The organism is Telluria sp. ZT3P25, assembly GCF_059685895.1.
This window is the reverse complement of the sequence record NZ_JCASIJ010000001.1, coordinates 1,752,452-1,775,158: the sequence shown is the minus strand read 5'-3', so window position 1 is coordinate 1,775,158 and position 22,707 is coordinate 1,752,452. Positions and strand designations below refer to the sequence as shown.

16 protein-coding genes are annotated in these 22,707 nt (G+C 65.2%); 3 read left to right on the top strand and 13 right to left on the bottom strand.

What is annotated here, in order from left to right:
- Nucleotides 1-28: 28 nt before the first annotated feature.
- Nucleotides 29-2,332: a glycoside hydrolase family 95 protein gene (locus AC56LY_RS08040; RefSeq protein ID WP_499578153.1), complete on the bottom strand. Its 2,304-nt coding sequence runs from the start codon at nucleotides 2,330-2,332 to the stop codon at nucleotides 29-31.
- Nucleotides 2,329-4,593: an exo-alpha-sialidase gene (locus AC56LY_RS08035; RefSeq protein WP_499578151.1), complete on the bottom strand. Its 2,265-nt coding sequence runs from the start codon at nucleotides 4,591-4,593 to the stop codon at nucleotides 2,329-2,331. The genes AC56LY_RS08040 and AC56LY_RS08035 overlap by 4 nt, the downstream gene beginning before the upstream one ends.
- A gap of 213 nt (nucleotides 4,594-4,806) precedes the next feature.
- Between AC56LY_RS08035 and AC56LY_RS08030 the strand changes: the two genes are divergently transcribed.
- Entirely contained in the window at nucleotides 4,807-6,387 is a 1,581-nt protein-coding gene (locus tag AC56LY_RS08030; protein ID WP_499578150.1) for an aldehyde dehydrogenase (NADP(+)), read from the top strand.
- 83 nt (nucleotides 6,388-6,470) lie between these two features.
- Here AC56LY_RS08030 and AC56LY_RS08025 read toward each other — a convergent pair whose 3' ends face one another.
- The 9 genes from AC56LY_RS08025 to AC56LY_RS07985 all read right to left on the bottom strand — a co-directional run bounded on the left by AC56LY_RS08025 (nucleotide 6,471) and on the right by AC56LY_RS07985 (nucleotide 18,288).
- Nucleotides 6,471-7,934 (bottom strand): tyrosinase family protein, encoded by a 1,464-nt coding sequence (locus AC56LY_RS08025; protein ID WP_499578148.1) that lies wholly within the window; start codon nucleotides 7,932-7,934, stop codon nucleotides 6,471-6,473.
- Between the two features lie 169 nt (nucleotides 7,935-8,103).
- Complete coding sequence (locus tag AC56LY_RS08020) at nucleotides 8,104-9,246, bottom strand: sugar ABC transporter permease (RefSeq protein WP_499578146.1); 1,143 nt, start codon at nucleotides 9,244-9,246, stop codon at nucleotides 8,104-8,106.
- A 16-nt stretch (nucleotides 9,247-9,262) separates the two neighbouring features.
- Nucleotides 9,263-10,816, bottom strand: coding sequence for a D-xylose ABC transporter ATP-binding protein (gene xylG / locus AC56LY_RS08015; protein ID WP_499578143.1), 1,554 nt, complete (start codon nucleotides 10,814-10,816; stop codon nucleotides 9,263-9,265).
- 95 nt (nucleotides 10,817-10,911) lie between these two features.
- The gene (gene xylF, locus AC56LY_RS08010; RefSeq protein ID WP_183552288.1) at nucleotides 10,912-11,916 is read right to left on the bottom strand and encodes a D-xylose ABC transporter substrate-binding protein; all 1,005 of its coding nucleotides are present in this window, start codon (nucleotides 11,914-11,916) and stop codon (nucleotides 10,912-10,914) included.
- 112 nt (nucleotides 11,917-12,028) lie between these two features.
- Nucleotides 12,029-13,807 carry an IlvD/Edd family dehydratase gene (locus AC56LY_RS08005; protein ID WP_332532123.1) on the bottom strand — a complete coding sequence of 593 codons (1,779 nt, stop codon included), beginning with the start codon at nucleotides 13,805-13,807 and terminating at the stop codon, nucleotides 12,029-12,031.
- A 21-nt stretch (nucleotides 13,808-13,828) separates the two neighbouring features.
- Entirely contained in the window at nucleotides 13,829-14,701 is an 873-nt protein-coding gene (locus AC56LY_RS08000) for an SMP-30/gluconolactonase/LRE family protein (protein WP_499578141.1), read from the bottom strand.
- On the bottom strand, nucleotides 14,698-15,501 hold the full coding sequence (xylB, locus tag AC56LY_RS07995; RefSeq protein ID WP_308638191.1) for a D-xylose 1-dehydrogenase: 804 nt from the start codon (nucleotides 15,499-15,501) through the stop codon (nucleotides 14,698-14,700). Before xylB ends, AC56LY_RS08000 begins: the two co-directional genes overlap by 4 nt.
- 77 nt (nucleotides 15,502-15,578) lie before the next feature.
- Nucleotides 15,579-16,799: a fumarylacetoacetate hydrolase family protein gene (locus AC56LY_RS07990; RefSeq protein WP_499578139.1), complete on the bottom strand. Its 1,221-nt coding sequence runs from the start codon at nucleotides 16,797-16,799 to the stop codon at nucleotides 15,579-15,581.
- A gap of 385 nt (nucleotides 16,800-17,184) precedes the next feature.
- Nucleotides 17,185-18,288: a LacI family DNA-binding transcriptional regulator gene (locus AC56LY_RS07985; RefSeq protein ID WP_332532126.1), complete on the bottom strand. Its 1,104-nt coding sequence runs from the start codon at nucleotides 18,286-18,288 to the stop codon at nucleotides 17,185-17,187.
- A gap of 164 nt (nucleotides 18,289-18,452) precedes the next feature.
- Between AC56LY_RS07985 and AC56LY_RS07980 the strand changes: the two genes are divergently transcribed.
- Together AC56LY_RS07980 and AC56LY_RS07975 are read left to right on the top strand one after the other, a co-directional pair.
- Entirely contained in the window at nucleotides 18,453-20,423 is a 1,971-nt protein-coding gene (locus AC56LY_RS07980; RefSeq protein ID WP_499578136.1) for a peptidase U32 family protein, read from the top strand.
- Between the two features lie 207 nt (nucleotides 20,424-20,630).
- A complete protein-coding gene (locus AC56LY_RS07975) occupies nucleotides 20,631-21,365 on the top strand; it encodes an SDR family oxidoreductase (protein WP_499578133.1) in 735 nt (244 codons plus the stop codon).
- A gap of 19 nt (nucleotides 21,366-21,384) precedes the next feature.
- Here AC56LY_RS07975 and AC56LY_RS07970 read toward each other — a convergent pair whose 3' ends face one another.
- A complete protein-coding gene (locus AC56LY_RS07970) occupies nucleotides 21,385-22,083 on the bottom strand; it encodes a glutathione binding-like protein (protein ID WP_499578132.1) in 699 nt (232 codons plus the stop codon).
- Between the two features lie 19 nt (nucleotides 22,084-22,102).
- A complete protein-coding gene (gene wrbA, locus AC56LY_RS07965) occupies nucleotides 22,103-22,702 on the bottom strand; it encodes an NAD(P)H:quinone oxidoreductase (RefSeq protein WP_499578130.1) in 600 nt (199 codons plus the stop codon).
- Nucleotides 22,703-22,707 lie beyond the last annotated feature (5 nt).

The following is a 22,707-nucleotide window of genomic DNA, read 5'->3' as shown; positions in this document are numbered from 1 at the left end:
GGGTTGTCTCCTTCGTGGTGTCGTTTTTTTATTTGAACAGCGAGGCAGACACGGTGCGGCTCTGCCCTTGTTTGAGCTCGACTTCGGTCACCCAGGCGCCGTAGCGCAGCTTGACCTTGCCGTCGTTCGACGGGGCGCGCACGGTGACGTTCTTCAGCAGCCCCTTGCGCCAGACGATGTCGACTTCAAAGCCGCCGCGCGCACGCAAACCCTTGACCGAGCCGGTGGCCCACGCCTTGGGCAGCCCGGGCAAAACCTGGATTTCGCCCGCGTGCGATTGCACGAGCATTTCGGCCATCGCGGCGGTGGCGCCGAAATTGCCGTCGATCTGGAATGGCGGGTGCGCATCGAGCAGGTTCGGATAGGTACCGCCTGCATTGTTATGTTCCGAGAAGATGCCGCCCTGTTCGGCGGCGCGGGCGCCCGGCGCAGCCAGCACGCCGCGCAGCATGCGATGGGCGCGCTCGCCCTCGTGCAGGCGGGCCCAGAACGCCATCTTCCACGCCATCGACCAGCCGGTGCCGGCGTCGCCGCGCGCTTCAAGCGTGCGCTTGGCGGCAGCGGCCAGCTCCGGCGTTTTGACGGGCCCGATCTGGCGGCCCGGGAACAGCGCGAACAGGTGCGACACATGGCGGTGCGTGTCATGCGGCGTATCGAGCACCGGGTCATGCTTTTCGTCCAGCCACTCGAGCAGCTGGCCCCAGCTGCCGATGCGCGGGCCGGCCAGGCGGTCGCGCATCGCGGTCAGCTCGGCGCGCAGTTCGGGATCGATGTCGAGGATCCCGGCCGCTTCGACGGTATTGTTGAAGAGGTCCCAGACGATCTGCTGGTCGTAGGCGACGCCGTCTTCCACCGGGCCATGTTCGGGCGACCAGCCTTGCGGCGCCACCAGGCGTCCGTCAGGCAGCACCTTCAGGTAGTCCTGCCAGAACGCGGCGGCCTCCTTCATCATCGGATAGGCCGTCTCGCGCAGGAAGCGTTCGTCGCGCGTGAATGCGTAATGTTCCCAGAAGTGCTGGGCGTACCAGGCGTTGCCCGTCTTGTTCCACAGGTAGCCCATGGCGCCGAACGGGTTCGACTCGGTACGCAGCGTCCAGCCACGTATTGGCTTGCCATCCTTGCCCTTGAATTCCTGCGCCGTCTGCTGACGCCAGACCGGCGCCAGACCATTCACGAAACCGAAGAACGGTTCGGCCAGCTCAGAGAGGTTGGTCACCTCGGCCGGCCAGTAATTCATCTGGACGTTGATGTTGGTGTGGTAGTCCGCATTCCATGGCGGCGCATAGCTGTTGTTCCACAGGCCCTGCAGATTGGCCGGCAGCGAGCCGCGCGAACTGGCGGTGAGCAGGTAGCGGCCATACTGGAAATACTGGGCTTCGAGTTCCGGATCGCCCCCTTCGCGCGTGTAGGCCAAGAGGCGCGCATCGGTCGGCAGCGCGCGGCGCTCGGCGAGCGTCGGGCCCAGATCGAGCTCGACCCGCTTGAGCAGGCCGCCGAGATCGCGTTCGTGTTCGACGCGCAGCTCGTCGACGGGGCGCGCCGAGGCCGTGCTCACCTGCTGCGTCACGCGCGCCAGCGGGTGGCCCCCTTCGAAGCGGCGCGCCGGGTCCATCACGAAGCTGGTGCCGGCGCCCAGCACCAGCGTGACCGAATTCGCATTCGTAAAACCGAGCCGCTTGCCGTCCACGGCCAGCTTGCCGCCGTCATTCTGCACCTGTACCTGGCTCGCATACGACATCACGTTCGTGCTTGGCGCCTGGTCGGGCAACACAAAGCCGGCCAGCGTGCCCGCCGCGTACAGGCGGTTGCCGCTGACGGCCAGGTTGGCGCCGTGGCGGTCGGTCAGCGCGACGCTGCCCGTGTAGCGGCCCGGCTTGTCGGCAGACAGGCGCAAGACGATCACCTGGGCTGGATAACTGGCCCAGGCTTCGCGCTTGTAGTTCACGCCATCGTGCGTGTAAGTGACCGTGTGCACGCCGCGCACCAGGTCGAGCGTACGGCGGTAGTTGGTCGCGCCGGCCGCATGGGCCGGCAGATCGACCAGCACGTCACCAAACGGCTGGAATGCGCCTATCGTCTTGTCGTCGCCGGTCCAGAGCGTGATGTCATTGAACTGCAGGTGTTCCCGGCCCGGCTGGCCGAACACCATGGCGCCGATGCGGCCATTGCCGATCGGGAGTGCCTCTTTCTCCCAGCCGGTGTCGTTGTCCTGCGCGGGCGCGTTGTAGCGCAGCACCAGGTCAGGGGCAGCCAGCGCGGCGCCGGCAAAGGTCAGGCCGAAGCCAAGGCTGGTGGCGGCAAGCGCCAGGCGCAGCGTGTGATGCAGAGTCATTGGGTAAGGGGCTTTCCGTGCACGATGCCGCGTCCGGCAGTGCTCATGTAGACAACGCCGAAGCGGTTCATGTCACCGACGATGAAGTGGCCGTCGCCAGGGCCGCCGTACTGGTGCGCGTCATCGTTGATGCGCTGCCAGGTGGCGCCCGTGTCGAGCGAGCGGTAGATGCCACGCACGCCCTTCACGCTGCCCCAGATGAACACCGTCGGATACGTTTTGCCCGGTGCAGCCTTGCCGAAGCCGACCGCGCCGCAATAGTCGATATCGAATACCGGCTTGAAATTGGCGCCGCCATCGATCGAGCGCGCGAGGCCCCCCTGCTTGAGCGGGGCCCACAAGTCGCCTTCACGTTCGGGTGCCGCGCGGATCAGGCGCGAGCCGCCCGAAGGCAGGCTGGCGCGCGCCGTGAACGTGGCGCCGCTGTCGCTGCTGGCTACCAGGGCCTTGTCATCATACGCGTAGAACACGTTTGCACGCACCGGATCGGCCACGGCGCGCATCCGGTTGCCCGTCAGGCCGGCGACCGGGGTCCAGGTCGCGCCCGTGTCGCCGGAGCGGAACGAGGTGATCGAGTCCTGCGGCGTGTGCACGAGCGTCGCGCCGTCGGCCGAGATGGCAATCTGGCCCCGCTTGCCCTGCATCGTCGGCGTCTTGTTCCAGGTGGCGCCACCGTCGCGCGTGACCAGCATCGCGTCACCAACCCGCACCAGGGTGCCGGGCCGGCGCGCGGCGGCGTCCAGGCCCGTGGTGGTGCCGATTTCAGGCTTGTGGATGCGGCCATGGCGCGCCGGATCGTCGTGCACGAAGCCGTCGTAGTCGCCGATGGCGGACACCAGCGGCGCGCCCGGCATGCTGACCAGACCAAGCGGCACCGTCTCTTCCAGGCCCTTGACCGTGAACGTCCAGGTGGCCGGCACGGCATCGACGTTTGCGGTGCGGAAGATGCCGTTGCCGGACGTGACCCAGACCGCGCGAGAATCGCCGGGATCGAATTCGACCGAACCGGCCCAGTGGATCGCGTGCCCTTCGAGCCAGGGCACACCGGCGGCATCACGCCGGAAGCCCCGCGCGATCACGTCGGTCCAGCTGGCGCCGGCGTCGTTCGACACCAGGATGCGGTCGCCCTTGGCGTCGCCCTGGGGGATGAACGTGTTGATGGTCGAGACGACGAGCCGGCGCGGGTTGGCCGGGTCGACGCTGATGCCGGCGAACGGGCGCGTCCAGCCGGCTGGCGTGACGTCGGTCCAGGCGCCGCTGGCAAGCGCATAGCGCCAGACCTGGCCCCGTTGCATGGGCTCAAGACCGCGCTTGTCCGGATGCGGGCCGGCGCCGTCGGCGTAGGCGATGTACAGGTTGCCTGCGCCATCGAGCGCGGCGCGCTGTGGCATCAAGTCCGCCGGCCCGCCCTTCACCGGCTGGAACGTGGCACCGGCATCATCGCTGCGGTACAGATTGGGGCCGACGCTGCCGAAGCGCGAGACGCCAACGAACACGCGGCGCGCGTGGCCGGCCGCCACGCTGGCGGGATCCGGCAGCACGATGTTCAGGCCAACGTCGTTCGGCGTGGTCGTGACCGGCAACCCATCGTTTCTCTGCCAGGTCTTGCCGGCATCGTTACTGGTGAACAGGCCGTTGCGGCGCGAGCCGAGGTACAGGCGCGTATGCGTTGATTGATTCGGTGACTGAGTTGATCCTTGCGTCGATCCCGGATCCACGGCAAGCCGCTCACCATTTTGTCGGCCGAAGCCATTGCCATGGGTTTTGAACTGGGCGGTGACATCGACGACGTCGAAGGTCTTGCCATAATCGGTCGAGCGCAGGATGGCGGTGCGACCGCCGTTCAGGTAGGCGATGCCGGCCAGCAGCCAGATGTTACCGGCGTGGTGCGGGTCGACTGCGAGTGCATCGATGCCCAGGAAGCCCGTCTGGTCTTCGCCGACCCAGTCGAGCAGCGGATACCAGCGGCCCTCTTTTGCGCTCCAGCGGTAGGCGCCGCCAACGTCAGTGCGGGCGTAGGCGACATCCGGCTCGCTGCGGCTTGGGACGACGGCCGTCACGAAGCCGCCACCGCCGATCACCACGCTGTCCCACACATAGGCGGCAGGTGCGGTCGCTGGCACTGCGGCGCCCGATGATGGCGTCGCGGGCGCGGCATTGGTCGCTGTGGCTGTGGCTGTGGCCGTGGCGGCGGCCCCGACGACGATGGCCGCGACCGCGCCCACGAACACGCCAAGCTGGCGCGCGTACGTGGAAGGCATGGTGTCTCCTGATTGTTCTTATGTGCCGCCTGTGGGTGACGGCTATTAGCTTGCTGCAAACCATGCTAAACAATACAGACGACGCTGGCAAGCAGAATGTTCGCGCTAACAAATAAATTTCAGGATACGAACTGGGATGTCGAGCAACTTCTCCACACACGCATGATTGCGTATAACATTGGCGACCTACACGAATTCAAACCAGGAGATTGCATGAACATCAGCGGCGAAATGATCATTGGCGGGCGCATCGTGCGCGGCGCAGGCGGCACGATCCGCGCCTTCAATCCAGGCACGAAGCAAGAATTTGAACCGGCGTTCGGCCTTGCCACGGCCGACGACCTGGCCAGCGCCTGCCTGCTGGCCGACGCGGCCGTCGAGCCATATCGGGCCCTGCCCCTCGAGCAGCGCGCTACGTTTCTCGAGACGATCGCACAGCGCATCCTCGACCTGGGCCCGGTCCTGATCGAACGCGCCAGCCAGGAAAGCGGCCTGCCGACAGCGCGTCTCGAAGGCGAGCGCGGTCGCACCGTCGGACAGTTGCGCCTGTTTGCCAAGGTCGTGCGTGACGGCCTGTTCCTGGAAGCGACGCTCGATTCAGCCTTGCCCCAGCGGACACCGCCACGCGCCGACCTGCGCATGCGCAAGATCCCAGTTGGCGCGGTCGCCGTGTTCGGGGCCAGCAACTTCCCGCTCGCGTTTTCCGTGGCCGGCGGCGACACCGCCTCTGCCCTTGCCGCCGGCTGCCCGGTCGTCGTCAAGGCGCACAATGCGCACCTGGGGACGTCCGAACTGGTCGGCAAGGCGGTCCTGCAGGCTGCGCTCGACTGCGGCATGCCCGACGGCGTGTTTTCACTGCTGATCGGCGAAGGCAATGCCATCGGTGGCGACCTCGTGAGCCATCCGGCGATTCGCGCCGTGGGCTTTACCGGTTCGCGCGCAGGCGGGCTGGCACTGGCGCAAATCGCCAGCCGCCGCAAGGAGCCGATTCCCGTCTACGCCGAAATGAGCAGCATCAACCCGGTCTACCTGTTGCCGGGTGCCCTGGCCACTGGCGGCGCCGCGCTGGCAGGCGCGTTCGTCGACTCGCTGACGATGGGCGTCGGCCAGTTCTGCACCAACCCGGGCCTGGTGATCGGCGTGGCCGGGCCGCAGCTCGATGCGTTCCGCGCTGCGGCTACGGCAGCGCTGCAGCTCAAGCCGGCGGGCACGATGCTCACCGCGGGGATCCATACCGCCTATACGGACGCGGTGGGCATTCGTGCCGGCATCGCGGGCGTCAAGCTCGTCGCGGACGGCAGCAGCGAAGGCGCTGGGTGTGCGGCGAAAGCGGCGCTGTACGAATGCGACGCCGCCACGTTCCTGGCCAATCCGGCGCTGGAGGAAGAAATCTTTGGCCCGGTCTCGCTGTTGATCGCGTGCCAGGATGAGGCAGAGCTGCTGGCCGTCACGCGCCATCTGGAAGGCCAGCTGACGGCCACCGTGCATGCGGTCGCGAGCGACCATGCGCTGGCCGGCGCCCTATTGCCGCTGCTTGAACGCAAGGTCGGCCGTATCCTGTTCAATGGCTTCCCGACTGGCGTCGAGGTAGCGCATGCGATGGTGCACGGCGGCCCGTTCCCCGCCACGACCGATCCACGCAGCACGTCCGTGGGCGCGACCGCCATCGAGCGCTTCCTGCGTCCCGTGTGCTACCAGGATGTGCCAGCCGACCTGCTGCCCGATGCACTCAAGGACAGTAATCCGCTGGGGCTCGCACGTCTGGTCGACGGTGCAATGACGCTACCTGCGTAACGGTCAGGACCGCAACAAAGAACGCGACACATACAGCGACCAGGCGCAGCAACCAGGCCCAGCAGCCAGGCCGGCAGCGCCAGCTAATGGTACTGAATGTCGCGATCGTCGCCGTCATCCATCGACAAGTGCGCATCATCCGGGGCGAGCGAGAGTTCGACCCGGATCTCGTCGACGTAAATGGCGTTGCCGGCCGGCGGACGATCGCCATCGACACGCACCCACGACAACACGAGCTCGCCGAAATTGACGCGCTGTTGCCGTACCAGCAGGTTTGATACGTCAAATTCGAGCCTGGGCATGCCATGGTGCGCCGCGGCAGCAATCTGGAACGCGCCCAGCGTACCGATCAACGTCGCGTCCCGCTCGCCGGGCGACTCGAACAAGGCGGGCATGTCGAGATAGAGCGCATAAAAGAAGCCACCCTTTGCTGCGGCTTTGCCAATCACCAGATTGTCGAACACCAGCTTGATCATTGCCGGCATCGGCCGCGCATCGGACTCGCCCGTGTCACGGCACAGGGCAACGACCCGTGCCAGCTCGGCCGCATCGCTTTTCGCCAGCCGCAACAACACCGATACCGACTGCTCGTCGAACGGCACCTGCGCCACACCACTCACCGACCGCCGCGTGTTCGACAGGCGCCGCCCGGCGAGCGACCGGAACGAGCGGAGTGGCGGCCGCTGCAGGATCGCAGCGCGGGCTGCGGGCGCGGGCGGCAGTGCCTTGGGCACGGCAGTCGACGCGTACGAGGTGCCGAGCCAGCTGGGCGTCCTCGTCTTGTAGCGCTCGATGCTGAGACCGGTCGCATAGTCATGGTTGCCCGCCCAATAGACGTCGCTGTTGGTCGACGAATACGGATTCGCCGAGGCGGGTATGGTTTTGCCCGCAAGCAGAGACCATGCGTACGTCAGGCGATCGATGCTGGCGTGATGGAGGAAAAAGATGGGGTCGAGCGGCGACTGCATCGTGCTCATGACACCGCCGATCAGATCATGAATCGGATTGTGAACGTCTTCGATGCTCGGCTCGAATGCATTGCTTTTGCCGCGCTGAAAATTGCGCACTGACGACGCAAATGGCGCCAGGCTCAGTGCGCTGTGAACGTTCGCGCTCTGCCTGGGTACATACAACGGATTGCCGGGCGTCGGATCGGTGAATTCCGCCGGCAAGGTGGCGTAGGAATAATAGTCCCAGTACGGCAGCATCAGATAAGGGTTGCCGGACACCGTGCGCAACTGCTGCTCGAAGTGGTACAGATACCCGCGGTGCCAGGCGATGAAATACGGCACCCCGTGCGGACAGCGGTTGACATGCACATTGGCCCAGTACGCGAACGATCCGCGGTTGGCCTGGTTGGTGTTGCTGCGCATCGTCGCGATGGCATTGACGAAGGCCGGATACTGGTTGGTGGTCTTGAACTGCTTCCATTCGAGCCGGGGACCACTGCTGGCCTGCGCTGCCGCCAGCTCGGGGAGACACTGTGCAACAGTGACCCCGACACCTGATTTTAAAAACATTCTCCTGGAGCCGCTGTGGGTTTTCATCGCATCCCCCGACTGAACAAAATGCTGTACATGTTCAGTCGAGTGTAGAAACACATGCGGTGACCGGCAGCGCACACCTTCACCAGAATTAAGCGCGATCAAATGTGCGCCAAAGCGCGTGGCTCACATCGGACAATTGGTGCGCTGACAGCGATAAATCCGATGACGCTCAGCGCGTGTTGCCACGCGTCGCGACATCCAGCCACACGGCCAGTGTCAGGATCAGGCCCTTGACGATCATTTGCCAGTACGCATCCACGTCCAGCATCGACATGCCATTGTCCAGGCTCGCCATCACAAGGGCACCGACCAGTGCGCCATGCACGGTGCCCGCGCCGCCGCGCATTGAGGTGCCGCCGATGAAGCAGGCAGCGATCACGTCCAGCTCGGCCGACACGCCGGCCGACGGCGAACCGGCCGCCAGGCGCGCCGTGTTGATCAGGCCAGCCAGCGCGCACATCAGACCCATCAGGCCGAAGATCCACAGCTTCACCTTGCGCACGTCGATACCGGACAGGCGCGTTGCTTCCATATTGCTGCCCACGGCGTAGATGCGGCGGCCAAACACGGTCTGGCGCGCGATGTAGCTGAACACGCCCAGCAGCACCAGCAGGATCAGCACCGGCAGCGGAATGCCTTCGTAGCTGTTGAAGGTCGAGATCAGCCCGGCCAGCACCGCGCCGGCCACCACCACGCGCAGCGCCGAGCGCCACATCGGGATCACCGGCAGCTTGTGGCGCGCCTGGCTTGCGCGCTGGCGCCAGACCAGCACACAGGTCAGCACGAACAGGCCAATGCCCAGGATGCTGCCCCACAGCGGCGGCAGATAGGCCTGGCCCAGCTGTTCCATGCCTGGCGAGACGGGCGCCACGGTGGCGCCGCCGGTCAGCCCCAGCACGACTCCGCGGTAGGCCAGCATCCCGCCCAGGCCGACAATGAAGGACGGTATGCCCGCATACGCCGTCAGGTACCCATTCAGGAACCCGCACAACAGGCCCGCGCCGAGCACGATGAGGATGGACAGGGGCAGCGGCAAGCCGTGCGTGACATCGAGCACGGCGGCCATCCCGCCCAGAAGCCCCAGCAACGAGCCGATGGAGAGGTCGATTTCGCCGGCGATGATGACGAACACCATGCCGCAGGCGAGGATGCCGGTCACCGACATCTGGCGCATCAGGTTCGACAGGTTGCGCGCCGAGGTAAAGCCGCCATCGGTCTTCCAGCTGAAGAAGGCCCAGATCAGCGCGATCGCCACCAGCAGCGCCAGAATCTTGTACTGCGTGAAAATCCGTTTGAACGTCATCGTGGTCATTGTGTGATTGTGGTTGTCATGCGTGAAGTGGAATCGACGGCGCCGCGGCCGCCTGGCCCAGCGCGGCGGCCAGCACCGTTTCCTGGTTCAGGTTCTGGTTGACGAAGTCGCCGTTCAGGCGTCCTTCCTTCATCACCAGCACGCGGTCGGACACGCCCAGTACTTCGGCCAGTTCGGACGAGACCATGATGATCGCGATCCCCTGCGCCGCCAGTTCCAGCATCAGTTTGTAGATTTCGAACTTGGCGCCGACGTCCACGCCGCGCGTCGGTTCGTCCAGGATCAGCACTTTCGGGCCGGTCAGCAGCATCTTGGCCAGCACCGCCTTTTGCTGGTTGCCGCCCGACAGCGACGTGATGGCCAGCGCCGGTGTCGCGGTCTTCAGCGCCAGCCGGCTGATCTGCTCACTCACGGCGCCCGCTTCTTCGTGGTCGTCGATACGGCTCGCGTGTGAAAAACGCGGCAGGACCGACAGCGTGATGTTCTCGCCCACCGACAGGTCGCGCACGATGCCGTGGTGCTTGCGGTCTTCGGGCACCAGCGCGAAGCCGGCGCGGATGGCTTTCAGGGGCTCGGACGTATCGACCTTGCGGCCTTCGAGCCAGACTTCGCCCTCGTGCTTGCCCGGATAGGCGCCAAAGATGGCGGTGACCAGTTCGGTGCGCCCGGCCCCGACGATCCCGGCGATGCCGAGGATTTCGCCGCGCCGCACCTGGAACGAGACGTCGTCGACCTTCTTGCGGCCCGGCTGCTCCGGGTCGTAGCAGGTGATGTGGCGCGCCTCCATGACCACCTCGCCCACCGGATGCGGCAGCGAAGGATACATCTGGCTCATCTCGCGGCCGCACATCTGGTTGATGATGCGCTCGACGCTCATCGCTTCCATCGGCGTGGTGGCGATATGCTTGCCGTCGCGGATGACGACGACCGTGTCGCAGATGGCCGCGACTTCTTCGAGCTTGTGCGAGATGTAGACGCAGGCCACGCCCCGGCTCTTCAGGTCGCGAATGATGTCCAGCAGGACCGCGATTTCCGACGCGGTCAGCGACGCCGACGGCTCGTCGAGAATCAACAGGCGCGCGTTCTTGTTCAGGGCCTTGCCGATCTCGATCAGCTGCTGGTGCCCGCCGCCGTAATGCTTCACCGGCAGCACCACGTTCACGTCCGGCAGCTTCAGGCCGCGCAGGATGTCCGCGGCCTTCTGGTTCATGGCCGGATAATCCATGCGCCCGCCGGGCAGCGTGATCTCGTTACCCAAAAAGATATTCTCGGCCACGCTCAGTTCGGGCACGAGCATCAGTTCCTGGTGGATGATGATGATGCCGGCATCCTCGGTCTCGCGCACCGAGCGCGCTCGCAGCGGCTGGCCGTCCAGCACGATCTCGCCCTCCCAGGTCCCGTGCGGATAGACGGCCGACAGCACCTTCATCAGCGTCGATTTGCCGGCGCCGTTCTCGCCGCACAGGCCGATGCACTCGCCCGGGCGGATCGCCAGGTCGATGCCATCGAGCGCGGGCACCCCGTTGAATCGCTTGGCGATTCCCTTCATTTCAAGCAGATAGCCGGCCATCGAAAGACTCGTTTCAAGACGTTGGACCACCGGCCGGCGAGGTTCGCCAGCCGGTTCGCCCGCAGGCGCGGGCGCTGTAGCAGCGTAACGCCGGCTTATTTGCCGGCCAGCTGGCCCTGCGTGTAGAAGCCGTCCTTGACCAGCATGTCGACGTTGGCCTTGTTCAGCAGGATCGGCTTGAGCAGGATGGTGTTGACGGGCTTGAAGCCGTTATTCAGCTGCGCGTTGTAGGCGGGCTTTTCGTTCCTCACCAGTTGCACGGCCAGCGTCGCGGCGCTGGTGGCGATATTGCGCAGCGGCTTATAGACCGTCATCGACTGCGTGCCGGCGATGACGCGGCGCACGGCCGCCAGGTCGGCGTCCTGGCCCGAGACCGGGACCTTGCCGGCCAGCTTCTGTGACGACAGCGCCTGGATCGCGCCGCCGGCGGTGGCGTCGTTCGAAGCCACGACAGCGTCGATCTTGTTGCCGTTGGCGGTCAGTGCATTTTCAATGATGGCCATCGCCTCGGACGGGCTCCAGTCCTTGACCCACTGACGGCCGACGACCTTGATGTCGCCCTTGTCGATCAGCGGCTGCAGCACCTTCATCTGGCCTTCGCGCAGGATCTTGGCGTTGTTGTCAGTCGGCGCGCCGCCCAGCAGGTAGTAGCTGCCCTTCGGTTTGAGCGCAACGATCGACTGCGCCTGCAGTTCGCCGACGGCCTTGTTGTCGAACGAGATGTAGGCGTCGACATCGGCATTGAGGATCAGGCGGTCGTACGACAGCACCTTGATCTTGGCTTTCTTGGCTTCGCGGATCGCGTTGTTCAGCACCGTCGCGTTGTACGGCACGATAACCAGCACGTCCACGCCGCGCGAGATCAGGTTCTCGATCTGGGCGATCTGGCGCTGCTCGCTGGCGTCGGCCGACTGCACATACACCTTGGCGCCAAGCTTTTCGGCCGCGCCGATGAAGTAGTCGCGGTCACGGGTCCAGCGCTCAAGGCGCAGGTCGTCGATCGAAAAGCCGATCTTGGGATTCTTGGCGTCGGCCATGGCCGGGGCGGATGCGAACAGCATTGCGCAACCGATACCGACTGCCGTGATGAGTTTTTTCATGCTTGTCTCCAGTGTATTTTCGACGCCTGGACGGTAGGGTCCGGGCGAAGTTCCGACATTCTGCTCAAGAATGGCTATTTATGCCACTTTTAGTCATCGTACAAACTGCGGTTTAGTGGTTATGCCGCGGCATCGCACCGGCGACAGCCCGATATGGCAAGGCCAGTTCCATGCAGGCGCCCGTGTGCAGCTGGCCCACCGTGGCGCGGTAGATTTCTTGCCACGGTGTCTGGCTTGGAGGGATCGCTGGCGGCGTGTCGAGCTTGCGCGCCTCGAGTTCAGCGTCCGACAGCAGCACGTCGCAGCGGCCATGCACCAGGTCGACGCGCACGATGTCGCCCGTGTGCAGCAGCGCGAGATTGCCGCCGGCCGCGCTTTCGGGCGACGCATTCAGGATCGACGGGCTGTCCGAAGTGCCCGACTGGCGGCCATCGCCCAGTGTCGGCAGGTTGTTGATGCCGCGCTTGATCAGCGCATCGGGCGGCTGCATGTTGACGACTTCGGCCGAACCGGGCCAGCCGATCGGGCCCGCGCCGCGGATGACCAGCATCGTGTGCTCGTCGATGCCCAGCTCGGGATCATTGATGCGCGCATGGTAATCGTCCGAGCCGTCGAACACGACGACCTTGCACTCGAAGCAGTTCTCGGCGCCCGGCGTGGCCAGGTAGCGTTCACGGAAGCTCGGCGAAATCACGCTCGTCTTCATGATCGCAAAATCGAACAGGTTGCCCTTCAGGACCAGGAAGCCTGCGTTTTCCTTGAGCGGATCGGCGAACGGACGGATCATCTCGCGGTCCATCGTCTGGTGCATGTCGATGTTCTGGGCCAGCGTTTTGCCGGTCACCGTCAGGCGATCCGAACGCAACAGGCCCGCCTGATCGAGTTCCCACATCACGGCCGGCACGCCGCCCGCGCGGTGGAAGCGCTCGCCCAGGTATTTGCCGGCGGGCTGCATGTTCAGCAGCAGCGGCACTTCGTAACCGTAGGTCATCCAGTCTTCGGTGGTGATCTCCACGCCCGCATGGCGCGCCATGGCCATGATGTGCGGCTGCGCATTGCTTGAGCCGCCGATGGCCGCGTTGACGACGATCGCATCGAGGAACGCGTCGCGCGTCAGGATGTTCGACGGGCGCACGTCTTCCATCGCCAGGCCAACGATGCGCCGGCCCGTTTCGTACGCCATCTGGCCGCGCTCGCGGTACGGCGCGGGAATCGCGGCGCAGCCGGTCAGCGACATGCCCAGCGCTTCGGCCACGGCGTTCATCGTCGACGCCGTGCCCATCGTGTTGCAATGGCCGGCCGACGGTGCCGAGGCAGTGGCGATGTTCATGAATTTCTGTTCGTCGATCGAGCCTGCGGCCAGCTGGCGGCGCGCCTTCCAGATCGCGGCGCCCGAACCCACCAGTTCACCGTCGAACCAGCCGTCGAGCATCGGCCCGCCCGACAGCACGATGGCCGGCATGTCGACCGTCGACACGGCCATCAGCTGGGCTGGCGTGGTCTTGTCGCAGCCGGTCGTCAACACGACCGCATCGATCGGGTAGCCGTGCAGGATCTCGACCAGGCCCAGATACGCCAGGTTGCGGTCCAGGGCGGCGGTCGGCCGGCGGCAGTTCTCGAAAATCGGGTGCAGCGGGAATTCCATCGGGATGCCGCCGGCGTCGCGGATGCCGTCACGCACGCGCTTGACGAGTTCGAGGTGAATGCGGTTGCACGGCGTGATGTCGCTGCCGCTCTGGGCGATGCCGATGATCGGTTTGCCCGAGCGCAGTTCGTCGGGCGTGATCCCGTAGTTCATGAAGCGCTCGAGGTACAGCGCCGTCATGTCGATCCGCTCCGGATTGTCGAACCAGTCCTGGGAACGGAAACGGAAGGTGGATTGCTTGGTCATGCGGTGATTCTCCAGTGCGCGTTACAGGTGCAACGCATGTTGCGGCAGGCCCGGCGCATCGGCGCGGAACGTGAACAGGCCGCCGGCCAGCGGCTGCGCGAGCAGATCGGCCTCGCTCAAACCCTTGCGCGCGGTGGTGGCATACACGGTGCGCAGATCGTCGCCGCCGAAGGCCGGCTTGGTGATGTTCGCGCACGGGAAGCGCACCTCATCGACCTTGCGCCCTTGCGGATCGTAGCGGTCGATACGCCAGCCGCCGAAGACGGCCACCCACAGGTGCCCTTCTGCGTCGACTGCCATGCCGTCCGGATGGCCGCTGCCTTCGTGCTTGACGAACAGGCGTTTGCCATCGATCGCGCCGTCCGGGCCCAGGTCGAAGGCGTGGATCGTTCGCGCCAGCGTGTCGGTGTGGTACAGCGTGGTCGCGTCCGGGCTGACGGCCGGACCGTTGGTGATGATGTAGCCGGCGTCCATCGCGCGTGCCGGCTGGCCGGCACCGTCGAAGCGGTACAGCGTGCCGGTGGCCTCGCTCTCGCCATTGTCCATCGAGCCAAACCACAGGCGCCCGGCTGCATCGACGTGGCCATCGTTGAAGCGGTTGCCCGGCAGGTCGGCTTCGACGCGGGCCAGCGCGATGAACGCGCCGTCGTTCTCCAGAAAGCGGTACAGGCCATCTTCGAGCCCGCACACCATGCCGCCATCGTCGCTCGGCGCGAGAAAGCCGATCTGCGACGGTGCATCCCAGCTCTGGCGCGCGCCGCCGTCTTCATCGCAGCAGTGAATGCGGCGGCCCTTGATGTCGACGAACCAGATCTTGCGCCGTACCGCATCCCACAAGGCGCCCTCGCCCAGCGTGGCCTTGACGTCCCACAGGCAGTGCACGGCGCCGCTCATGCGCCGTACCAGCCAGCGTCGACGAAATATTCGCGGCCGCTGCAGCGGCGCGCGTTGTTCGAGGCCAGGAACAGCGACAGCGCCGCCACGTCCTGCATCTCGACGCGCTGGGGCAGGCACTGGCCGGCCAGGATGCGCGCTTCTTCTTCCGGCGTATGCCACAGCGCCTGCTGGCGCGGCGTGCGCACGGCGCCCGGGATGACCGTATTGACGCGGATGTTCTCGGCGCCGAGATCGCGCGCCAGGCCGCGGCTCATCGCCTCGATCGCCGCCTTGGCCATCATGTACAGCGACAGCTGGTTCGACGCCAGATACCACGAGATCGAACCGAAATTCAAAATCACGCCGCTGCCCTGACGGCGCATCATCGCCACTGCTGCCTGGCTGCAAAAATACGTGTGGCGCAGATTGACCGCCATCCGGCTTTCCCAATAGTCGGGCGTGACGTCGTCGATGCCGTGGCGGTCGTCGTTGGCCGCGTTATTGAGCAGGATGTCGATGCCACCAGCCTCCGCCTCGATGGCGGCAAAGGTCGCGGCCAGCGCATCGAGGTCGGTCAGGTCGCATGGCAAAAAACGTGGCTTGTGCGCGGAACCGGCCAGCGCGTCGGCCAGCGCCGTCGATGCTTCCTTCGCGATGTCGAGGAACCAGACCTGCGCGCCCTGGCCGGCAAACGCCGTCACCAGTTCGCTGCCGATGCCGGTGCCGCCACCGGTGATGACGACGCGCTTGTCGCGCAGGTCGGGATAGGTCGCGTAGACCAGTGCGGCGGGGGTGGAATCTGGTGTTGAATCGTGCATCGTGAACTCGTGGTTATCTTGAAGCGGATCGGGGGTCGAAACGTGTAGCGAATCGTGCAGCGCGCCATCAGGAGGGGTCATGCTGGACGGCCTGCAAGCAGTTCGCGCCGCGCCAGGTTCTGGTACAGCGCGCGCACGCCGAAGGTCCAGGGGGCGATGGTGTCGCTGCGGCCGACCGTGTTGACCAGGGCGCCCAGCGCCGGGGTCGAGATGGTGACCTTGTCGCCCGGGTGGTGCGTGAAACCGCCACCGGCCACGCCACGGTCCTTGATCGGCGAGAACATCGTCCCCAGAAACAGCATGAAACCGTCCGGGTACTGGTGGTGCGCGCCGCAGGTCTGGGCGACCAGGTCGAGCGGATCGCGGCTGATCTCGCGCATCCGGCTCGAACCGGCCAGCGTGAAGCCGTCGTCCGCGCCTTCGATCAACATGCCCACTTCGCAGCTGCGCAGCGTGTCGAGCGTGAAGTCGCCATCGAAAATGCGCACGAACGGGCCGATGGCGCACGAGCCGTTGTTGTCCTTGGCCTTGCCCAGCAGGAGCGCGCTGCGCCCTTCGATATCGCGCAGGTTGACGTCGTTGCCCAGTGCGGCGCCGACGATCTCGGCGCGGCTGTTCACGGCCAGCACGATCTCGGGTTCCGGATTATTCCAGTGCGACGACGGGTGCAGGCCGACCACCGCGCCGTGGCCCAGCGACGACATCGGCTGCGATTTGGTGAAGACTTCGGCGTCCGGGCCAATGCCCACTTCCATGTACTGCGACCACAGGCCGCGCGCGCTCAGCTCCGTTTTCAGGCGCATGGCGGCGCTGGAACCCGGCACCATCTCGGCCAGGTTGGTGCCGATGGTCGCCTGCAGCTCCGTGCGCAGTGCAGAAGCGCGGGCAGGATCGCCCTTGGCCTGTTCTTCGATGACGCGCTCGAGCAGGCTCACGGCAAACGTGACGCCGGCGGCCTTGATGGCCTGCAGGTCGCACGGGGCCAGCAGCTGGACGCCGCCTTCGCCCAGGCCGCCGTCCAGCGCCGCTTGCAGCAGGCTGGCGGCGTCGCCCAGGTCGTCCCCTTCGGCGTTCCTGACGATCGCCAGCATGTCGGCGGCGTCGCGCTCGAACAGGTCGGCGACGGTGGCTGCGTGGTGCGTGATGTCGATCAGCCGGCCGGCGCGCACGGCGACGACGGCCGGGCCGTCGATCGGCGCCGGGCGCCAGACGCGGCCAACCAGCAGGGCCGACGCGATATCAGCGGGTAGCGCGTCAGGTAGCGTGCCGGGCAGCGCATTGATGGAAGATGCGGTCATGTTTTCTCTCGTTCGTGGTGACGGGTCCTGGCGGGCGCGCAGACGGCTGCGAAGACCGATGCAAAGCAGCGTGGCGCGGGTAGCCTGGACAAACCGGTACTCAGGAGGTGTGACGGGAAGGCGCGCGGCTGAGCAGGGCTGCAGCCACGCCGGCGGGCAGCCGGGTGTGCGGGTCTGGCATGGTCGTCTCCTGATGCTTTTTGATTATTTTAATGTGCGTCACAACAATCCTTTAACAGAATTGTTAGCGCAACCATTGCAGTCTAAACTTCTGCTCGGACGGTTGTCAACGAATTATTGGAATGCTTGCAGGGGGCGGGAGTGGCACAGAAATCCGTGCCGCGTGCTGGTACTGGCCCAGGACGGGACCAGCACGGTATCTTGATCAGAGGGTTCGCGCAGCAGCAGGCAAGCGCGCCGGCGGGCGCACGCGCGGCGCGGCGTCGGACTGGCGCCGCACCAGGACAAAGTCCATGCGGGTCTGCTCCGGCTCGGCCGGTTCTTCTTCGCGCATCGCGCGCACGCGCCGCACCAGGGCCTGCACTGCTTCGCGCGCCATCTCGGCAATCGGCTGGCGCACCGTCGTCAGTTCGGGCCAGATGGTCGTGGCCAGCGCCGTATCGTCAAAACCCGTGACCGTGAGGTCGCCCGGCACGTCCAGCGCCAGGCGGTGGGCGACGGCGACCGTGGCGGCAGCCATGTCGTCGTTGCTGGCGAAGATCGCCGTCGGCCGCTCGGCAAGGGCCAGCAACTGCTCGGCCGCGTCCAGGCCCGAACGGTAGGTGAACATCCCCTGCACTACCAGTTCGTCGGCTGCGTCGGCGTTCATTTCAGCGATCGCAGCGCGGTAGCCGTCGAGACGGCGTGCGCTGGCGCTCTGGTTCGGGTGGCCGACGATGAAGCCGATGCGCTGGTGGCCGAGGGCAATCAGGTGGCGCGTCATGTAATGGGCGGCATCGTAGTCGTCGATGCTGACCGCGCCCAGGCCAGGCGCGGGCGAACCACAGGCGACGACGACAGCGGGAATGCCGGCGCGTTCCACGCAACCTAGTACGGCTTCGCTGTCGCACAGCGGCGGTGGCAGGATGACGCCATCGAGGCCATTGTCGATCAGGCGCTGCGTGTGTTCGGTTTCGTGGTTGCCCGCCTCGCACTTCTCGACGAAGAGTTGGACATTGTTCAGGCCCGACTGGTTCAGCAGGCCGACGAGAAATTCGCTCAGGTACGCAGCACTCGGGTTGCTGTACAGGAAACCTACGCGGATCGGCTTGGAACCGGCCAGATTGCGCGCCTCCTGGTTCGGCGTATAGTTCAGTGCAGCGACCGCATCGGCGACCTTGCGCCGGGTGCTTTCGCGCACCAGGGTTTTCCCGTTCATGACGCGCGAGACCGTCATGGCGGACACGCCAGCCAGCTTGGCGACGTCCACCATCGTTGGCTTGCCGTGTTCCATCGCTTCACGGATGCTGTCGAGCGTCACTTTACTCATGTCGGGATTGTTTTCAAGGCCAGGGAAATGGGCTTGATGTTAGCACAGCAACGCTTGGGATTGCGCTAACATCCTCTCGCTTCGGCCGGCGCTGCAACGTCGCGGCACATGACGGCAGCGCGCTGACTGGCTATAATCCCGGTCTTCGCATCGAAGGATTCCCCATGTCATTGCTAGCCCACGAGCTTGAACTGCTCTCGCCCGCCAAAACCGCCGAGATCGGGCGCGAGGCGATCCTGCACGGCGCCGATGCCGTCTATATCGGCGGCCCGGCATTCGGGGCGCGGCACAATGCCAGCAACCCGCTCGAGGACATCGCCGGGCTCGTGCAGTTCGCGCACGCCTACCGGGCGCGCATCTTCGTCACCATGAACACGATCATGCACGACAGCGAACTCGAGCTGGCGCGCAAGCAGATCTGGCAGCTGTACGAGGCCGGCGTCGATGCGCTGATCATCCAGGACATGGGCTTGCTCGAGCTGGACCTGCCCCCGATTCAGTTGCATGCGAGTACCCAGTGCGACATTCGTGGGCCAGAGAAAGCGAAATTCCTCGCCGACGTCGGTTTTTCACAACTGGTACTGGCGCGCGAACTGACCGTTGAGCAGATCCGCAAGATCCATCAGGTCACCGACACGCCGCTCGAATACTTCGTGCACGGCGCGCTGTGCGTGGCGTACTCGGGCCAGTGCTATATCTCGCACGCCGACAACGGCCGCTCGGCCAATCGTGGCGACTGCTCGCAGAATTGCCGCCTGCCCTATACGCTCAGCGATGGCCAGGGCCGCGTGGTTGCGTTCGACAAGCACCTGTTGTCGATGAAAGACAACGATCAGAGCCGCAATCTTGGCGCGCTGGTCGATGCCGGCATCCGCTCGTTCAAGATCGAAGGCCGCTACAAGGACATGGGTTACGTGAAAAACATCACGGCCCACTACCGCCTGCTGCTCGACGAACTGCTGGACCAGCGGCCGGAATTCGTGCGCGCCTCGAGCGGCCGCACGCGCGTCATGTTCACGCCGGACGTCGACAAAAACTTCCACCGTGGCCATACCGAGTACTTCGCGCAAGGCCGCCTGACCGATATCGGCGCGTTCGATTCGCCGAAGTACGTGGGCGTGGAGCTGGGCATCGTGGCGCGCCTGAATGGCGACAGCTTCGATGTCGTGACGGGCGCGCCGATGGCCAACGGCGACGGCCTGAACTATATGTACAAGCGCGATACGGTCGGCATCCAGGCCAACAAGGCCGACAAGCTCGGCGACGAGGCTGACGGCCAGCGCTGGCGCGTGTATCCGAACGAGCCGATGCAGACGCTGGCCGGCCTGAAGGTCGGCACCGTCATCCACCGCAACCGCGACCACGGTTGGGAAGCGACGCTCAACAAGAAATCGTCGGAGCGCAAGGTGGCGCTGGAACTGGTACTGAGCGAACAGCCGGATGGATTGCGCCTGGACATCATCGACGAGGACGGCATCGCGTCGCATGCAGCGGCGGCAATTGCCCTGCAGCCGGCAACACAGGCCGCGCAGGCCGATGCGGGATTGCGCGCCAGCGTTGCCAAACTCGGCAACACGATGTTCGAAGCGGGCCATGTCGAGCTCAAGCTGAGCCAGTCGTGGTTCGTGCCGAGCGCGGCAATCAACGCGCTGCGGCGCGACGCCATCGCGGCGCACGAAGCGGCGCGACTGGCGGCCTGGCAGCGGCCCGAGCGCAAGGCAGCGACCACGCCGCCGCCGGTGTATCCTGACGTGCAGCTGAGCTATCTGGCCAATGTCTACAACGACAAGGCCCGCGCGTTTTACCAGAAGCATGGCGTGCAATTGATCGACGCCGCGTACGAGTCGCACGAAGAAGCCGGCGAAGTCTCCTTGATGATCACCAAGCACTGCCTGCGCTTCTCGTTCAATCTGTGTCCGAAACAGGCCAAAGGTGTGCAAGGCGTGCAGGGCCAGGTGAAAGCCGAGCCGATGACGCTGGTCAGCGGCGAAGACCGATACACGCTGCGGTTTGACTGCAAGCCGTGCGAAATGCACGTGGTGGGCGCGATGCGCTCGAACATCCTTAAGCAGCCGCCACCATCGGCTGTGTCGTACACGCCGCTGACGTTCCATCGCCAGCGGCCGCGGGCCTGACCTGTTGCTGCCAGCTCTGACGTGCCGAATGGCATCCTAGGGTGGACGGGTTTCCCGTCCACCCGTTCAACTGTCATCGAAACGGCGCCTGAGGGTGCCGTTTTTCATTTCCGGAGGATCGTGCAATCGATGCCGAGGTTTCGGCATGGGCAGCATCGCGGGTCCTATCCATACTGACGCCACTGATCACACACAAGGGAGCACAGCATGGAACACGCATCGAAAGTCATCCTCATCACGGGCGCCAGCAGCGGCATCGGCGAAGCCACCGCCCGTTTTCTCGCCGCACAGGGGCACCGCGTCGTTCTCGGCGCGCGGCGCGTCGAGCAGTTGGTGGCGCTGGCAGGCGCCATCCGTGCTGCGGGCGGCACTGCTGACGTCACCCGCCTCGACGTCACGAGCATGGAGAGCATGACGGCGTTCGCCGACTTCGCGCTCGACTGCCATGGCCGGATCGATGTCCTCGTCAACAATGCCGGCGTCATGCCGCTGTCGAAGCTCGAGGCTTTGAAGATCAATGAATGGAATCAAATGATCGACGTGAACATTCGCGGTGTGCTGCATGGGATTGCTGCCGTGCTGCCCGGCATGCAAGCGCGTGGTACGGGCCAGATCATCAATATCGCGTCGATCGGGGCGTATGCGGTCAGTCCGACGGCGGCGGTGTATTGCGCCACGAAGTTTGCCGTGGCGGCGATCACGGAGGGTTTGCGGCAGGAAGTCGGTGGCGCTATCCGCGTGACGCTGGTGTCGCCGGGCGTCGTGGAGTCGGACCTGGCCGAATCGATTTCGGATCCGGGCGCGCGCGAGGCGATGCGTGACTTTCGCAAGGTGGCGATCAAGCCGGAGGCGATTGCACGCGCGATCGGGTTCGCGATCGATCAGCCGGCCGACGTGGATGTCAGCGAGCTGATCGTGCGACCGACGGCCAGTCCTTACTGAGGCGGGCTCGCCGTCTCGTTCAGGCCGGGATCTTGAGGCCTTTTTGCACGGAAGGACGCGCCAGAAATTGCGTGAGCGCCGCCGATACGTGCGGGAAGTCCTTGATGCCGACCAGGTCCCCTGCTTCGTAGAAATTCAGCAGCCCATTGATCCATGGGAAGACGGCGATATCGGCAATGGTAAATTCGTCGCCCGCGAGCCAGGCGTGCTGCGCCAGCTGGCCCTCGATCACGCCAAGCAGGCGGCGTGACTCGTCGACATAGCGGTCGCGGGGGCGCTTGTCCTCGTAATCCTTGCCGGCGAACTTGTGGAAGAAGCCAAGCTGGCCAAACATCGGCCCCACGCTGCCGATCTGGAACATCACCCACTGCATGACCTGATAGCGCGCAGCCGGGTCCTGGGGCATGAGCTTGCCGCTCTTGTCCGCCAGGTAGATCAGGATGGCGCCCGACTCGAACAGCGGCAGCGGCTGGCCACCAGGGCCGGCTGGATCGATGATCGCTGGAATCTTGTTGTTCGGACTGAGCGACAGGAAGGCCGGCGAATGCTGGTCGTCCTTCGCGAAGTCGACCTTGTGCACCTCGTACGGCAAACAGATCTCTTCCAGCATGATCGGAATCTTGACGCCATTGGGCGTCGGCATCGAATACAACTGCAGCCGGTCCGGATGCTGCGCCGGCCATTGTTGCGTAATGGGGAATGCGGAGAGATTGGTCATGGCAGTGGCGCTCGCCCGATCAGCCGAACAGCTTGGCGGCGGTCTCGGCGATCAGCTTGCCCTGGTGGCGCGCGCCGCCCAGATCGATTTCGCTCGGCTGACGTTCACCCTTGCCGCCGGCTATCGTCGTCGCACCATACGGGCTGCCGCCGGCGACTTCGTCGAGCGTCATCTGCTGCTGGTAGCTGTATGGCAGGCCGACGATGGTCAAGCCCAGATTCATCAGGTTCGTGATGATCGAAAACAGTGTGGTTTCCTGGCCGCCATGCTGGGTGGCGGTCGAGGTGAAGGCGCCGCCCACTTTACCGTTCAGGGCGCCGCGTGCCCACAAGCCGCCGGTCTGGTCGAGAAAGGCCGCCATCTGGCTCGGCATGCGGCCGTAGCGCGTCGGTGCGCCGATGATGATCGCGTCGTAGTGCTCAAGCTCATCCACCTTGGCGATGGGCGCAGCCTGCTCCAGCTTGAAGTGGCCGTTCTTGGCGATGTCTTCGGGGACGGTTTCAGGGACGCGCTTCACGTCGACCGTTGCACCGGCGCCGCGTGCGCCTTCCGCCATTGCGTTGGCCATCGTTTCAATGTGACCGTAGGTCGAGTAATACAGAACCAGTACTTTTGCCATGGACT